The sequence below is a fragment of the Oribacterium sp. oral taxon 078 str. F0263 genome (genome assembly GCF_000469565.1).
GTDB lineage: Bacteria > Bacillota > Clostridia > Lachnospirales > Lachnospiraceae > Oribacterium.
On the sequence record NZ_KI273121.1, the window covers coordinates 22,108 to 37,551 of the forward strand.

The window sequence follows — 15,444 nt, forward strand, 5'->3', positions numbered from 1 at the left end:
TATGGATGAGAGGAAGCGGATTCTGATCGTGGAGGACGAAGAGGCCATCGCGGAGCTGGAGAGAGATTATCTGGAGCTCTCCGGCTTTTCTGTGGACCTGGAATCGGACGGCGGGAAGGGACTTGCCAGGGCATTAAAGGAGGACTATGCACTTTTGATCCTGGATCTCATGCTCCCCGGAAAGGACGGCTTCGAAATCTGCGGCGAGGTGCGGGAGAGGAAGGACATCCCGATCATCCTGGTCTCCGCGAGAAAGGACGACATCGATAAGATCCGCGGGCTCGGACTCGGCGCGGACGATTATATGACAAAGCCCTTCTCGGCGAGCGAGCTTGTCGCGAGGGTCAAGGCGCATCTCGCCCGCTATGAGAGACTGCTCGGCAGCAGCCGGACGGAAATCCCCGTCCTGGAAATCCGGGGGATCAAGATCGACAGCACGGCCCGCCGCGTCTTCGTAAACGGAAAAGAGGTCCCCTTTACGGCCCGTGAATTTGATCTCCTCTATTTTCTTGCCTCTCACCCAAACCACGTCTACAGCAAGGAGGAGCTCTTTAAAGAGATCTGGAAGATGGATTCCGTCGGGGACATCGCGACCGTCACGGTTCACATCAAGAAGCTCCGGGAGAAGATCGAGATCGATAATCTTTCAAAGCCGCAGTATATCGAGACAATCTGGGGAGTCGGCTACCGCTTTAAGGTCTGAGAACTGTCCGCGCGGCTTTCCGATGCGGGATTTTTCTTTTTCTTCATCCATTCTCACCTTCTGTTTTGCTCCCTGTCCATGAGGCCGTCCATACTGTACCGCCATAGCTTCGAGCGGGCCGATCCGGGGATCATAAACTCCCAAGGCCGCGGAATGGGATGAGTCCGCTTAGAAAGCGGGCTGTCGGCCGCCTAAAATGGCTTCATAAAGGGGCGGACGGACTGCCCCCTTCAAAAAAACTCCGAAAATCGGATTTCTTAACAGGAACTTTATACCTGCCATGCTATACTGCCCTTGTCGATAGGGAAGACGGCTCTGGCGCTTTGCTCCGTCTGCTTCCCGGGATGAAAGGAAAAGTCTTAAGGAGATCAAGGAGTTAAATATGAGAGGAAACGGAAGCAGGGCAGCCGCCCTTATGCTGAGCCTTGGCTTATGCTTCGGGCTTACGGCCTGCGGAGGAAAGAAAGAGGAGAAGGCAGCGGGAAGCCCCGCGGCGGAGAGCGTGGCGGCCATGGACGGCATGAACATAGAGCAGGCCGGGATGTCGGATGAGAGCTTTAAGCCTGCGGATTACGCCTGGCAGCGCAGCGACAAATATGAATTCCCCTATATGGGAGTCTCGTTCAGTCTTCCGGAGAAGCTTCTTTCGAAGATGGATCAGAAGGAGATCGCCATGTTCGACGACTCCCTCGCGGATGAGAAGGGCGGATTTCGTTACTTCCTCGTCTCCTGGAATAAGCTCACGAAGGAGCAGAGGGAGGCGGAGGTCAAGAAGATAGGGGACGGCTATACGAACTGGATGAAGAGCCTTTCCAGGGTCGGAACGATCGGTATGTATGCCTCCGATATGACGGAAGAGGAGATCAAGGAGCTGACAAGGTGCAGCACACAGAAAAAGATCGGGGAGAGCAGCGACGGGAAGTATGTCTACTATATGGGCACGGATCCCTCTGCGTCGGAGGAGGAGAGAGGGCTCATCGAGGAGATCGGTGTGACGATAGGGGAGAGAGAGGAAATGTCGGAAAACGGCGCCTCCGTACCCGCGGGGCAGAGCATGACAGCCTCCGGCACCGCCTCCATCGCGCCTCTTTCGACGAAGACGATCGACGGAGCGGACTTTTCGGAGAAGGACTTTTCGGACTATGATCTTACGATGGTCAACGTCTTTGCGACCTGGTGCACGGCCTGCGTGCAGGAGATCCCGGATCTTGAGAAGCTTCGGCAGGAGATGAAGGACAAGGGCGTCAATGTGGTGGGCGTCGTCACGGATACCCGCGATGAGAGCGGAGAGGAGAATCAGGAGGCCATTGAAAAGGCGAAGCTGATCCAGGCGAAGACAAAGGCGGGCTATCCCTTCCTGATCCCGGACAGCTCCTATCTGAACGGCAGAGTAAAGAATCTGCAGGCGATGCCGGAAACCTTCTTTGTAGATAAGAATGGAAATATCGTCGGAGACAGCTACAGCGGGAGCAGAAGCCTGAAGGACTGGAAGGAAATCGTGGAGAAGGAGCAGAAAAAGCTTAAGGAGAGCGGATCATGATAAGGATAAGGCGCTGGCTTCTCTCCCGCGCTCCGGGGCTTTGCGCGGCGCTTCTCGGGATCTTCATGATGATCTATGGACTCTGGAGAGGTGAGGGAGAGATCGTGCTGGCAAAGGCGATTAGGATCTGTATGGAGTGTATCGGAATTGGATAAGAAAAACGTCAGGAAAAGAAATATAAATGAGTGGCCGAGACATCGGATGCAGGCCCTCTGGGCACTGATCAGCAACAGCTATCTGCAGGGCTTTCTCAGCGGAAAGATCTACGGAGGGCGGCTGAAGGAGCTCTGCGTCCCGGGCATGAACTGCTATTCCTGCCCGGGGGCGAGGGGGGCCTGTCCGATCGGCTCTCTCCAGGCGGTGATCGGGAGCTATAAGTTCAAGTTTCCCTACTATGTGCTGGGCTTTCTCTTTCTGGTCGGAGCAATCCTCGGGAGATTCGTCTGCGGCTGGCTCTGCCCCTTCGGGCTGATACAGGATCTTCTTCACAAGATCCCCTTTCCGAAGAAGATCGGGACTTTCCGGGGAGATAAGCTGCTCCGGAAGCTGAAATATCTGCTGCTGCTTGTCTTTGTCATCCTGCTTCCGCTCTTCCTGGTGGACATCATCGGACAGGGTTCACCGTACTTTTGCAAGCTGATCTGCCCCGTTGGGACACTGGAGGGCGGAATCCCCCTGGTTCTTCTGAACCGGACGATGAGAGGGGCGGTGGGCTTCCTCTATCTATGGAAAAACGTGCTTCTCTTTGTGACGATTTTCCTCTCCATCCTGATCTACCGCCCATTTTGCAAGTATATCTGCCCCCTGGGAGCGATCTATTCCTTCTTTAATCTGATCTCTGTCTTCTCCTACCGTCTGGACCCCGATAAATGCACGGGCTGCGGGGCGTGCAGGAGGGCCTGTCAGATGCAGATCGATCCGATGAAGAACTGCAATCATCTGGAGTGCATCCGCTGCGGCCGCTGCGAGAAGGCCTGCGCTGCCGGGGCTCTGAAGAGCGGATTTTTCATAGAGGGACTGAAGGGACGAAAGGACGGCGCGGAGCGGAGTCTTCGGGAGAGCCTGGGAAGGAGCTGAGAAGTCGTGAAGCTTTTGGTGGTGGAGGATGAGAGGGAGCTCAGGCAGAGCATCGCCGAGGGGCTTCGGCTCTCCGGCTATACGGTGGATACGGCGGCGGACGGGGAGATCGCGGAGGAGCTCTTTTTCTCGGGAAGCTATGATCTCATCGTACTGGACATCAATCTTCCGAAGATCGACGGCTTTACGCTTCTTCAGCTTATCCGAAGAGAGAATAAGCTTGTCAATGTCATCATGCTCACGGCCAGGACGGAGATCAAGGATAGGGTAAAGGGCCTGGATCTCGGGGCCAATGACTATCTCATTAAGCCCTTTCATTTCGAGGAGCTGGAGGCGAGGATCCGCTCCCTCCTCCGGAGGAAGCAGCTGCAGGAGGACACGGTCCTCTCCGCTCAGGGCATCTCCTATGATATGAGGAGTAAAACTGTGACGGCGGAGGGAAAGGCGATCCGTCTCACGGCGAAGGAGCTCGGCATCCTCGAGTATCTCCTCCTGAATCAGGGAAATTATATCTCCCAGGAGGAGCTTCTGGAGCATGTCTGGGACGGGGATATGAACGAATTCAGCAATACCGTGCGGGTCCATGTATCCGCTCTCCGAAGGAAGCTGAAGGAGAGCCTCGGGAAAAATATCATAAGAAATGAGATCGGGAAGGGATATATCATCGATGAAGGATAGGTTGTCGACACATTCCCTCGCGCTGAAGCTGACGGCGGTCACGATCGGGGTCTTCGCATTCATGCTCCTCTTTTCCAACTATATGCTCTGGAAGGAGCAGAGCAGGATGGCGGGGAAGCTCGCATCCCAGCTGGAGCACAGCTTTTACGGCATGGAGGGTGGGGATGATGCGGAGGATACACCGCTGACTCTCGTTGTAGATGAGGCGCAGATCCGGACCCTTGCGGAGTACCGCATCTATGCCGCCTTCATTATGGGGATCACCATGCTGGGAGGCGCCCTGCTCTTCGTCCTCGTGATTCGGAGGATGCTTAAGCCCCTCCGTCTTCTGACGGAGAAGGTCAATGAGATCGACATCGATAATGTGGAATACGTAAAGGACGAGATCCGGATCGAGAAGGGAAGCTATGAGATCCGGGCGCTCTCGGAGGGCTTCCAGGCGGCCATCAACAAGATCTATGAAAACTATGAGAAGCAGAGGCAGTTCAGCATCAATGCAGCGCACGAGCTCAGGACGCCGCTCGCGGTTCTGAAGACAAAGATCGATGTCTTTCGAAAGAAGGAGAGGAGTCCTTCCGGAGAGCTTGCGGATTTTGTGGACAGCATGGAGAAAAACATCACGAGGCTCTCGGGTCTCGTGGAGGGGATTCTCTTTCTCACCCGGGATGAAAAGCCGGAGAGAAAGGAGGTCTTCGTGAGAGAGCTTGCAGAGGAGGTGATTCTGGACCTGGAGGAGAAGGCCTCGGAGAAGGAGATCTCGCTCCATGTGACGGGAGATGACGCGGTCTTTTACACGGATGATCTTCTCCTGGAGAGAGCGATCTACAACCTCGTGGACAATGCGATCAAATACAATACTCCCGGCGGAAGCTGTGAGCTTCGGGTGAGGAGGGAAAGAGGACTGGAGATCGACGTGACAGACAGCGGCATCGGCATGAGCGACGAGGAGAAAAGCCACGCCTTCGACCTTTTCTACCGGGCGGATATCTCCCGGAGCCAAAGAAACAGCGGCTACGGAATCGGGCTCGCCCTGGTGCGGGACATCGTACAGAAGCTGGGCGGCGGGATCCGCGTGCTGGATAATCCCTCCGGTGGATGCATCTTTCGCATGAGCTTTCCTCCCCAGGGGAGCGCCGCCGAGATCACAAAGAGCAGACAGCAGCGGCAGAAACGCCGCTGATAAGGACTGATATAGGGTACTACAGGTTCTCCTCCCATAGGAAAAGCTGCGGAGGAGGGAACCCTGAGATGGATACAAGAGAAAGGAGCTCAGTATGAAAAAAAGGATAGCGGGATTCATGGCACTTTGTCTCATCGGGGCATCGCTTGCATCGTGCAGCGCTTCGGCGGATAAGGGAAGCAGCAAGGCGCCGGAGGCGAAGACAGAGGCGGCAGAGGCTGTCCCGACGGAGAATGCGGAAAAGCTCTCCGCGGGGGGAGCGGAGCTGAGGGAGGTTTCTGTCCTCGAGACCGGGGTGATCAGCTCGATCGATGAGAAGAGCGGGAGCATCGTGATCCGGACGGAGGTTCAGGGAGAGGATGGAAAGACCGAGGAGGATGAGCTCGTCGCGAATACGGACGCCTCGACGCCGGTCGTGAGCGCGGAGAGCGGAAAGAGACTCTCCCGCTCCGATCTGAAGGTCGGGATGAGGGTATCCGCCTGGATGTCTCCGGAGTACACGGCGAGCTACCCGCCCCAGAGCTGGGCGCTTGCGTTCATCACGGATATCGATAATGGAGATGTCCCCTATTATGCCGAGATCAAATCGGTGAAGAGAAAGAAGTGGGGGATGCTGCTCACCGATACGAGCGGGCGCAAGTGGAGCATCCGGGAGGATACGGTCCCGTACGGCTCTGAGGGGAAGAAGGAGAGCTGGCTCGGCGATCTGAAGAAGGGATCGAAATGCCTGATCTGGCCGAAGAAGCTTGCTGTGAATAAGGGAGGAGACGTCCTGGAGGCGGAGAAGCTGGAGATTCTGTAAGAGAAGAGGACGGGCCGGTTTCTGCTTGCTAAGCTGATTTGACCGCTTTTCCGCTCTGCCGCCCCATAAGCCGTGCTTTAGAAGGAGCAGGGCAGTCGGAGCGGGAGCGAGGAGCAGAGCGAAACGGCATCTTTTAGAAAGACCGCCGCATGGATTTTCCATGCGGCGGTCTTTTTTAGGGATATCCTTCGGAAAGAGTAATATTTTTTCGGAAAAATATGCTATACTGATTAGTGCAAAAATCCCTTCCGGACAGCAGCCGCACAAAAGCGGATGCAGCTGTCCGGCGCTCTGCTCAGCAAAAGCCGCAGGCATGATAAAGGATAGGTTTTGATTCAATTTTATTCTGAAGATCTTTTTCTTTTATGGCAGTAAAACTTCTTTAGGTGGACATCGCTTCATCCGAACAGACATGATGGATTGACAGCAGCAGGGGAGGAAGTGGCCTATGAAGAGTATCGATCAGCTTCTTTGGGAAAATGCGGCGAAGTATGGGGAGGAGGCCTATCTCTACGAGAAGGTGGGGGATTTTTACCGGGCTCAGAGCTATGCGGGCTTTTACCGGGATGTGCTTCGTTTTGCGAGAGTTCTTCGGAAAAAGGGTCTCGAGGGGAAAAAAATCGGAATCTATTCGGAGAATTCCTGCCTTTCTATGGCGGCAGACCTCGCGGTTCTCGGATATACCGGGATATCCGTGGCGCTCTCCGAATACTGGGACGGAAAACAGCTTCTCGAGATCTGCGGGAGTCTGGAGCTGGATGCGATCCTGTATGCGCCGGGGAGGGAGGACTCGCTCCGCCTGCTCCGGGAGCGCTTTCCGTCGCTCTGTCTTCTCTCCCTCTATGAGCTTCAGCGGGAGAGCATGCGTCTTCCGGAATGGAAATATGCCGCGGCGGCGCGCCGTTCCTTTTCCGGAGCGAAGTATGAATATGCCGGCCTTTACAACAACACCTTTCCGCCCGGGAGATGGGCGAGCCAGTCGGAAAACGGCTGTGTGAAGATTGTCTTCTCCTCCGGAAGCACCGGGGAGCCGAAGGCGGTCATGCTCTCTCTCCGAAATATTTTCGCCAATCAGGAGAATACCTTTCAGAGAGCGCCGATCCGGCACACAGACCGCGCCTACCTTTTTCTTCCCCTGAGCCACACCTTCGGGGAGATCGGAAACTTTCTCTATTCCCTGATCAGCGGCATGAAGATCGCGCTCTCCAGCAGAAAGGACAGGATCCTTTCCGAGCTCGCGGAGCTCCATCCCACGGTACTCTGCGCGGTTCCCCTCGTGCTGGAACGGATCTATCGGATCTCGGAGGAGACGGGGAAGAGTATCTCCGCCCTCCTCGGGGGGAATATCCGCTTCCTCTTTTCCGGCGGGGCGGCCCTTCGGACGGAGATCCGGGCGGCAATCAAGTCAGAGCGGATCAACCTGATTGAGGCCTACGGCCTCACGGAGACCGCCTCCATCATAAGCCTGGAATATTCCTACCAAAGCCATGATATCAGCTCCTCCGGGACGGTCCTGGAGAATCAGTCCGTCCGCATCGCGAAGCCGGATTCCGACGGCATCGGGGAGATCTGCGTGAAGGGGGACAATGTCTTTATCGGCTACTACGGGAGGGAGGATTACTACCGCTCCTGCTTCGACCGGGATGGGTATTTTCACACCGGGGACCTCGGCTTTCTTCGGGGAGGGAAGCTCTATCTGAAGGGGAGGAAGACGCGTATGATCCTCCGCTCGAACGGGCAGAATATCTATCCGGAGGAGCTGGAGCAGTGCCTGCGGCAGGCTCTTTCTCTGGACAGAGCGGAGCTCTCGGAGGAGGGAGGACATATCCACGCGAGGCTCTACAGCGGGGAGCTCCCTGAGGACGGGCTTTTGGAGAGGGTCAACGACATCCTCCCGAAGTACGCGCAGATTGAGAGTGTAGAGCTTCTCAGGAAGCAGGATCCCCGGCAGTGGAAGTAGGGACGGACTGAGTCTTTGGGGAGAGAGAAAGGCGGCAGAGAGAGCGATGGAGAAGGAGTCCTCTGAGATATCGGAGAGGGATATCCTGCGGTTTTCGGACTATGCGGAGTGGTTTCGGGAGGGAAGCTGCGAGGCCTGTCTCATTGTAAACCGGGGGATTTCGGAGCATCCCTGCATGTTTGGCTTTCCAAAGCTGGACGGGAGTTTTTCCGAGGCCGGGCGTCTTTTTGAAAGGATGGAGAGGCGGGCCGCGGAGCTCGGCTTTTCTGAGCTCATGGGTCCTGTCAATTATTGCACCTGGATGTCCTACCGCTTTGCCATCAGCGGCTTCTCCATCCATTATTTTCCGGACTGTGAGAATTCCCCCGAGGCTGTGGACTGGCTCAGGAGGCTTCATTACCGGGAGCTCTACAGCTATCGGAGCGCTGCCGTCCTGATCGATAATCCGCTCCTTCAAAGAGCCGCGGAGAGCTACCGAAGTCTCCTCTCAGAGGGATACCGCTTTTTGGAATATCGCGGAGAGGAGGCGCTCGGCCTCGCCGGGGAGATCTATGAGATTTCCCGAGACGCATTTTCCGCGGCGCTTCTCTATTCCGAGCTCCCGCGGGAGGCCTTCGATCGAATCTACCTAAGCCGTTTCCGGAGCCTTCCCCTCGTTCTGGCCGCGGCCTTCTCTCCGGTGGGAGAGATGATCGGCTATATCTACGGCTACCCGAATCCCCTGGGAACAGAATTTATCTCCAAGACAAGTGCCGTGAAAAGGCGCTTTCAGAAGCATGGAGTCTATGCGGCTCTTCTCTGCTTTGGCTCGGAGCTTGTGCGAAGGGCCGGCTATCACGAGATCGTCTATCACTTTCAGTGCGAGCAAAAGCCCGGCTTTCGGCGCTTCCCGGAGCAGTATGAGTCCCGGGAGAAGCGCTACGCGGTCTTTTCGAAGAGACTTCGGGGCGGAGGAGGACAGGAGATTCAGAGAGGAGAGCTGTGAATGGGCGCTGTTAAGAGCGCAGACTGGATCCGGCCCTTCCTTGAGAAGCTAGTGATCAATCCGGGGCTGTGAATGGGCGCTGTCAAGGGCATAGGCTGGATCCGGCCCTTCCTTAGGATGATAGTGATCAATCCGAGGCTGTGAGAAGGCGCTGTCCAGAGCGCAGACTGCATCTGTGCCGCAGGGCGAGGGATCGAGCGCTGTGACGGGAGAGTCTGAATCTGAGTCTTCGGCGAAGCAGCGCAACGGGGATCGAAGGGGAAAGAGGAGATTTTCGGAGAGCTCATGAGGTGCAGAATCTGTCTGAATGATGAGACGGTGCGGGGGATCCGCTTTCATGCGGATGGCATCTGTAATTTCTGTAAAAATTACTTGAGGGACAGAGAGAAGCTGAGGAATTACGAGAGTCTCGGGAAGCTGTTTTCGGAGCGGATCGAGAGGATCAGAGGAAAGCATCGCTATGACGCCGCGGTCGGCATCTCCGGAGGGAAGGACAGCATCTATGTGCTCTATGAGCTGAAAAAACGCTACCGGCTCAGGATCAAGGCCTTCACGCTCTGCAACGGCTTTTTGAGTGAGAGGGCGAGGAGCAATATCGACCGCATCGTATCGGAGCTTTCGGTGGAGCACGAATATATCCGCTTTGAGAAGAGCTTTCTGCAGCGCCTCTACCGAAGCTCAGTCCGAAAGTGGCTCACGCCCTGCATCGCCTGCTCCTATCTGGGCTATGCCTCAATGATCCGCTTCTCCGTCCGGGAGGACGCCGCTCTCGTCATCCACGGGAGAAGCCCGGAGCAGATGTTTCGCTGCTATGGGGAGGATGTCTTCACGGAGCTGATCCGCGCGGGCCTTAAACCTCCCGAAGAACTGGAGCTTCCTAAGCTTTATCAGAGACTTCTGTCTTTGATCGAGGAGAAGCTGGACCGGGAGCTCCGGGAGGAGGCGAGGGCGCTGCTCTTTCCGGATTCCCGGGGAGAGCTCCGGGAGTTCCTGGCCTACTTCCTCTATCATCCCTACCGGGAGGAGGAGATCGTCCGCTTTCTCCGAACGAAGACGAGCTGGGACCCGGGAGAGGAATATCAGCACTATGACTGCCGCATCCATCTTGCGCCGAAATACATCTATCAGAGGGCGGAGGGACGCCCGCACTGTCTTCCGGAGCTCAGCTTTCTCGTCCGGGACTCCCAGCTTGGAAGGGAGGAGGCCGGGAGGCGCCTCAGAGAGGAATGGATGGAGGAAAAGCCGGAGGAGGCGATGCGGGAGCTCTTTCATTTTATCGGAAGGCCGCAGTTTCCGACGCTCTGGAAGGCAGAGCTCTACCGACGATTTCTCTCCCGCCGCTAGGAAGAGGGCGGAGAGATGAAAGTGCTTTTTAAGATAAGGGGCGGGAAAAAGAGGGGGATATGCGCTTTTTTCAATATTTTTTCTATAAGGGCCGTATCCTTTTCTATGCCCTTCTCTCCCTTCTTTTTGCGGCTTTACTTCTTTTTTTTCGGAGCTTGTCCGGGGAGAGGGGGCCTTCTTCCCTTCGCTTCCTCCTTCCCCTCTTTGGGCTCATCCTTTTACAGCTTCTCTCTTCCCGTATCGCGGATGATTTTTTTGATTACGAAGCGGACAGAGCCGGGCAGGATCGGGGAAAGAGCGGTTCCCTTCCCCCGAGGATCGAGAAAGCGGAGCTTCTGCTTCTCTATCTTTTCTCCGCTCTTTTATACTTTCTCTTCCTTTTTCATTTCTTCGGAGCGATTCCGTGCTTTTTTGCGGGGCTATTTTCTCTTTCCGTTTTTCAGGAGCTCTTCCCCTTCTTAAAGCCGTTTACGGCGAGTCTCAGCGCGGCGGCGTATCTCTTCCTTCTCTCTGAGCATACGGCAGTATTTCGTCTGCCTGCTTCCTCCCTTATACTTTTCTTCCTGCTTTTTTTCCTATCTTTCTTCTATGGAATCCGGAAGAGGAAGGGGAGGGGAGGATCAGGGGAGCTCTGAGCCTCGGGATCGCGTGGAACGGCCCTTCCTAAGGATCCGTCTTAGACAGCTCGGATAAGATCTATGCTTATGTCGGCGATTCCTCTTAGGCGGCGCGGACAAGGTATAGGTTTATGTCGGCGATTCCTTTTAGACAGCGCGGACAAGATATATGCTTATGCCGGCGATTCCTCTTAGGCGGTGCAGATAGGATAGAGGCAGAGCGATGGGGCGGCGGGCGCAAAGAGACGGATCCGGAGAGAAAAGAGAAAGAGGAAAGAGCCGTTTTTCGAGAGAGATAGAGAAGAGGAGAGGAGAGGGAAGAAATGCGGGAGCACCCGGCAGGCAGAGGCAATGAGGATAGAGTGCAGGGGGGAAAAAGGCGGAAATGTGCCTTTGGAGCGAAGCAGAGAGGAAGGCGGAAATGCGCCTTCGGAGCGCAGCGGAGAGGAAGGCGGAAATGCATCTTCGGAGAGCAGTAGGAAGAAAGGCAGAAATGCAGCCTTTAGAGAGCGGCAGAGAGAAAAGGAGGAAGCTATGGAAAAAGGAAAGAGGGAGGAGCGAGAAAGGTCGTCGGGGAGAATTCCGGATCTCTCCCTTCTTCCCGTTCTCGGTGGGAAGGGCTGGCATCTTCAGCGTCTCCGCGCGCTCGGCTTTTTGACGCCGGATTTTTTTATCTGGGGGAGCAGCTGTTTCTATGATTTTCTCGGAGAGGAGCTCTCCCGTTTTCAGGAGCTTCTTCTCAGCTACCGGGGAGAGAGGGAGATCCTCGAGGAGATGAGGAATCTCATCCTGGGAAGGGAGCTCCCGCTTCGGATGCGGGAGAGCCTGGACAGAGAGCTTCGCCTCCATTTCCCGGATGGGAGGCGCTTTGCGGTCCGCTCCAGCGCTGTCGATGAGGACGGGGAGCGGCACAGCTTTGCAGGAATGATGGACTCTGTCCTGAATCTGAGCACAGAGGACGATTATATCGCCGCTCTTAAGAGCTGCTATGCCTCCTGTTTTTCAGAGCGCGCGATGGAGTATCGGAGGAGAGAGGGGATACTCAGGGGGGATCTTTCGATCGCCGTGATCTTTCAGGAGATGGTGGAGGCGGATTTTTCCGGTGTCCTCTTCACGACGGATCCCGCGACAAACGATCCGGACGAGCTCCTCGTAAGTCTGGCAGCGGGGAGCGGGGAGGGGCTGGTATCCGGAAGCAAGGACAGCCTCGACTATACCGTAGATATTCTGGGGAGGCTTTCTCCCTGTTCGGAGGAGGCTGAGAGAGCTCTCAGAGACTCCCCCTTGAAGGCCTTCGGAGGAAGGAGAGGGCCCTCCGCATCTCTTATTCTCCGGCTTGCTGAGCTGGGAAGGGCGGTGGAACGGAGCTATCCGAGGCGGCGCGCCCGGGATCTGGAATTTGCCGTGAGAGGGGATGAAATCTATCTCCTCCAGGACAGGCTCATTACGGCCTATCGGCAGATCGATAAGAACAGAGCCCGCACGATATTGGACAATGCCAATATTATCGAGAGCTATGCCGGCGTCACGACGGATCTCACATACAGCTTCGCAAGAGAGGTCTATGAAAAAATTTACCGGCAGACGCTTCGGCATTTCCTGATCCCGGAGAAGGAGATCGAGCGGATCAGACCGGAGCTCTCCCACATGATCGTATTCTATGAGAACAAGATCTATTACTGCCTGAACAGCTGGTACAAGATGACAGCGCTCTACCCGGGATATGAGAAGAACAAGTCCTATATGGAGGCCATGATGGGGGTGAAGGTGGAGTGGAAGGAGCCGGTGCAGAAGGCGAAGCTCCGGAAGGTCCGCATCTACCTTCGCTTTCTGAAAAGGATGCTCCGCATAGAGAGAGACAGCCGGAATTTTCTCCGGCGCTTTGAAAGAGTCACCGCTCCCTATCAGGGGGCGGACTTCGAGGGCTGGGAGAATTCTGCACTAAAGGCGCTCTACGCCAAGCTCGAGAGAGAGATCCTCGATGATTTCACAACGCCGATCATCAACGATATCGCCGCGATGCTCTCCTACGGTTCGCTTTTGTCCCTCCTTCGGAAGAAGAGGGGGGAGGACGCGGAAATGCTTCTTGGGAGAGCGCTGTCCCGGCAGGGAGGAGTGGAGAGCGCGGAGCAAAGCTTCGCCTACCGGGAGCTTGTGGAGAAGCTTCGGGAGGATCCAAGGGGAAGGGCCCTTTTCCGGGAGCACAGCGGAAAAGAGCTCTCGGAGCTTTTTAAGAGGAGGGGAGGAAAAGAAGAGGAGGCGCTTTTTTCGGGGATTCGATCCTATATCAAAAGGTTCGGGGCGAGGAGTATGGAGGAGTTAAAGCTCGAGACGCTCACCCTTTTGGAGGACCCGGAGCCGCTCTTTTCCGCTCTGAAGGAGGAGCTTCGGCGGGAAGGGAGCGGGAAGAGCGGGAGGATCGGAAAAAGCGGCAAAGCGCATAAGAAAAAGCGGGGGATGGCAGGAAGGAGAGAGCGGCGTCTTTCCAAAGGCATGGGGAGAATGGGGCTGAGCGTCTATTTGCTCCTTCGCCTCACAAAATACTTTATCCGAAACCGGGAGCGCCTTCGTCTTCGCAGGACCTACATCTATGCGATTGTCCGGAGAATCTTTCTCCGGATCGGGAAAAACCTCGCAGGGGAGGGCCTGATTTCAGAGGAGAGGGATATCTTCTTTCTCACGAAGCCGGAGATTTTCTCCTGGATCGACGGGGAGAGGGAGGACTCCCGGGGCTGGAAGGAGCGTATCGCCGGGAGGAAGAAGAAGTTTTTGGAGAATCGGGAAAAGCCCGCTCCCCCGAGGATGTACTTCTACGGGGAGCTCTGTCCGGAGAATATGCTTTCTGTGTCGAAGCGAAGCTCGGCCGCAGAAAGAAGAAGGGAGAGAAGTACTTCCGGAGGGAGGAGACTCTTCGGCATCCCCGGCGGCGGAGGGAAGATCAGGGGGGAGATCCGGATTGTGAGGAAGCCGGAGGATCTTCCGGAGCCCGGCTTTATCCTGGCGGCGGAGCGCACCGATCCCGGCTGGACGGTGCTTTTTCCCCGGGCGAAGGCGCTCCTCATCGAGAGGGGGAGTCTGCTCTCTCACTCCGCCGTGATCGCGAGAGAGATGGGACTTCCCGTCGTGATCTGCGTCCCGGGACTGATGAAGAAGCTTCACGATGGAGACCGTGTTTTCGTAAACGGCACCGAGGGCTGGATCGAGATAGAGGAGAGTCAGGAGGCGGGGGAAGAGAGAAGTGCCGGCAGCAGAAAATAAAAGGGGGATCTGCGGGCTTCTGGGAGATGCGGCAGAGGAGGACAGGAAGGATGGAGGACAGACGTTTTCGCTTTCTTCGCTATGCGAATTGCTGGGAGGACAGCAGGATTATAAGGGAAGGGCTTTCGATCCGGCCCGGAGAGAGAGGGCTTTCGGTCGCCTCCGGCGGAGACAATGCGCTCTTCCTCCTGACGGCGGATCCCGCGGAGATCGTGGCATTTGACTGGAATCACTCGGAGCTCGCCTGTACAGAGCTGAAGATGGCGGGCTTTCGGGAGCTTTCCCATGCGGAGCTTCTCGCCTTTTTGGGAGTGCGCCCCTCTGGGAAGCGGCAGGAGAGCTACCGAAAGCTTCGGGAAGTGCTTTCAGAGTCCTCCAGGGCGTATTTTGACAGGCATCCGGAGATAATTCGGAGGGGCTTGATCCATTGCGGCAAATTTGAGCGGTATTTCCAGTTCTTTCGGCGGGGGATCGCCCCGCTGTTTTGCTCCTCCCGGAGGCTTTCGGAATTTTGCAGGCTGAGGGAGCCGGAGGAGCAGAGGGCATTTTACGGGCGCTGGATCGACGGGAAGCGCTTCCGCGCGATCTTTCGGCTCTATTTCGGGGTGAGGCTTATGGGAAGGCTCGGAAGAGACCGAAGCTTTTACCGCCATGTCGGGGATACCGATCATTTTCCGGAGGAGGTAAAGGCGCGATTTGAGTATGGGATAAGCCACAGCAGAAACTTCGAAAATCCGTATCTTAGCTACATTCTCAGAGGGAATTACTCGGAGAGCTCTCTCCCGGACTATCTGAGGGAGGAAAATCATGACTGCATCCGCAGAAGGCTCGATCGTCTCCGACTGTTCCGGGGGAGCCTTCTGGAGGTTCCGGAGGGAAGGCCCTTCGACTTTCTGAATCTCTCGGATCTCTTTGAGTACATGGGCGAAGAGGAGTTCTCGGAAAATGAGAGAAAGCTCTCGGCTCTCGCCTCTCCCGGGTCCCGCATTGCACTGTGGAATATGCAAAACAGACGTTATCTTCGGAAGGACGATTTTTTAGCGGAGGAAGAGGAGAGCAGGCGGCTTTTTTCGAAAAATCGATCCTATTTTTACCGGGATTTTACGATTTATCATGTCCCGGGGGATCTTCTTCCTCACGAGCCTTAGAGGGCTGGAGGCCGCCTTTTCTGCCGCTTTGTCCGCCCTGCACAGGACGCTCTCGCTCCGACTGCCGCGGCCAGCGGCCGATAAGTGATTTTTAGTGCCAATCGCTAAATGTTGTGGCGGCCGCCTTTTCTGCCGCTTTGTCCGCCCTGCAC

The 15,444-nt window shown here is 56.0% G+C and carries 13 protein-coding genes; all 13 read left to right on the forward strand.

All coding sequences use genetic code 11. The features are described from left to right. Window position 1 precedes the first annotated feature (1 nt). The 13 genes from HMPREF1986_RS07215 (at window position 2) to HMPREF1986_RS07275 (ending at window position 15,292) form a co-directional block, all read left to right on the forward strand. Window positions 2–703: a response regulator transcription factor gene (locus tag HMPREF1986_RS07215; protein ID WP_021774165.1), complete on the forward strand. Its 702-nt coding sequence runs from the start codon at window positions 2–4 to the stop codon at window positions 701–703. Between the two features lie 382 nt (window positions 704–1,085). Continuing rightward, on the forward strand, window positions 1,086–2,243 hold the full coding sequence (locus tag HMPREF1986_RS07220; RefSeq protein ID WP_021774167.1) for a TlpA disulfide reductase family protein: 1,158 nt from the start codon (window positions 1,086–1,088) through the stop codon (window positions 2,241–2,243). Next, on the forward strand, window positions 2,240–2,398 hold the full coding sequence (locus HMPREF1986_RS07225; protein ID WP_021774168.1) for a CD1871A family CXXC motif-containing protein: 159 nt from the start codon (window positions 2,240–2,242) through the stop codon (window positions 2,396–2,398). The genes HMPREF1986_RS07220 and HMPREF1986_RS07225 overlap by 4 nt, the downstream gene beginning before the upstream one ends. A gap of 46 nt (window positions 2,399–2,444) precedes the next feature. After that, window positions 2,445–3,320, forward strand: a complete 876-nt coding sequence (locus HMPREF1986_RS07230) for a 4Fe-4S binding protein (RefSeq protein ID WP_021774169.1) — start codon at window positions 2,445–2,447, stop codon at window positions 3,318–3,320. Window positions 3,321–3,326: 6 nt separating this feature from the next. Beyond that, the gene (locus tag HMPREF1986_RS07235) at window positions 3,327–3,998 is read left to right on the forward strand and encodes a response regulator transcription factor (RefSeq protein WP_009214211.1); all 672 of its coding nucleotides are present in this window, start codon (window positions 3,327–3,329) and stop codon (window positions 3,996–3,998) included. Continuing rightward, window positions 3,988–5,178: a sensor histidine kinase gene (locus HMPREF1986_RS07240; protein WP_021774170.1), complete on the forward strand. Its 1,191-nt coding sequence runs from the start codon at window positions 3,988–3,990 to the stop codon at window positions 5,176–5,178. Before HMPREF1986_RS07235 ends, HMPREF1986_RS07240 begins: the two co-directional genes overlap by 11 nt. A gap of 94 nt (window positions 5,179–5,272) precedes the next feature. Continuing rightward, a complete protein-coding gene (locus HMPREF1986_RS07245; protein WP_021774171.1) occupies window positions 5,273–5,980 on the forward strand; it encodes a hypothetical protein in 708 nt (235 codons plus the stop codon). A 448-nt stretch (window positions 5,981–6,428) separates the two neighbouring features. Further along, complete coding sequence (locus tag HMPREF1986_RS07250) at window positions 6,429–7,940, forward strand: AMP-binding protein (RefSeq protein WP_021774172.1); 1,512 nt, start codon at window positions 6,429–6,431, stop codon at window positions 7,938–7,940. Window positions 7,941–7,986: 46 nt separating this feature from the next. Then, window positions 7,987–8,925: a hypothetical protein gene (locus tag HMPREF1986_RS07255; protein ID WP_021774173.1), complete on the forward strand. Its 939-nt coding sequence runs from the start codon at window positions 7,987–7,989 to the stop codon at window positions 8,923–8,925. A gap of 285 nt (window positions 8,926–9,210) precedes the next feature. Further along, the gene (locus HMPREF1986_RS07260) at window positions 9,211–10,269 is read left to right on the forward strand and encodes a hypothetical protein (RefSeq protein ID WP_021774174.1); all 1,059 of its coding nucleotides are present in this window, start codon (window positions 9,211–9,213) and stop codon (window positions 10,267–10,269) included. A gap of 59 nt (window positions 10,270–10,328) precedes the next feature. Further along, complete coding sequence (locus tag HMPREF1986_RS07265) at window positions 10,329–10,904, forward strand: hypothetical protein (protein ID WP_021774175.1); 576 nt, start codon at window positions 10,329–10,331, stop codon at window positions 10,902–10,904. A 516-nt stretch (window positions 10,905–11,420) separates the two neighbouring features. Further along, window positions 11,421–14,144, forward strand: a complete 2,724-nt coding sequence (locus tag HMPREF1986_RS07270) for a PEP/pyruvate-binding domain-containing protein (protein ID WP_196806121.1) — start codon at window positions 11,421–11,423, stop codon at window positions 14,142–14,144. A gap of 50 nt (window positions 14,145–14,194) precedes the next feature. Next, entirely contained in the window at window positions 14,195–15,292 is a 1,098-nt protein-coding gene (locus tag HMPREF1986_RS07275; RefSeq protein ID WP_036599759.1) for a DUF3419 family protein, read from the forward strand. Window positions 15,293–15,444 lie beyond the last annotated feature (152 nt).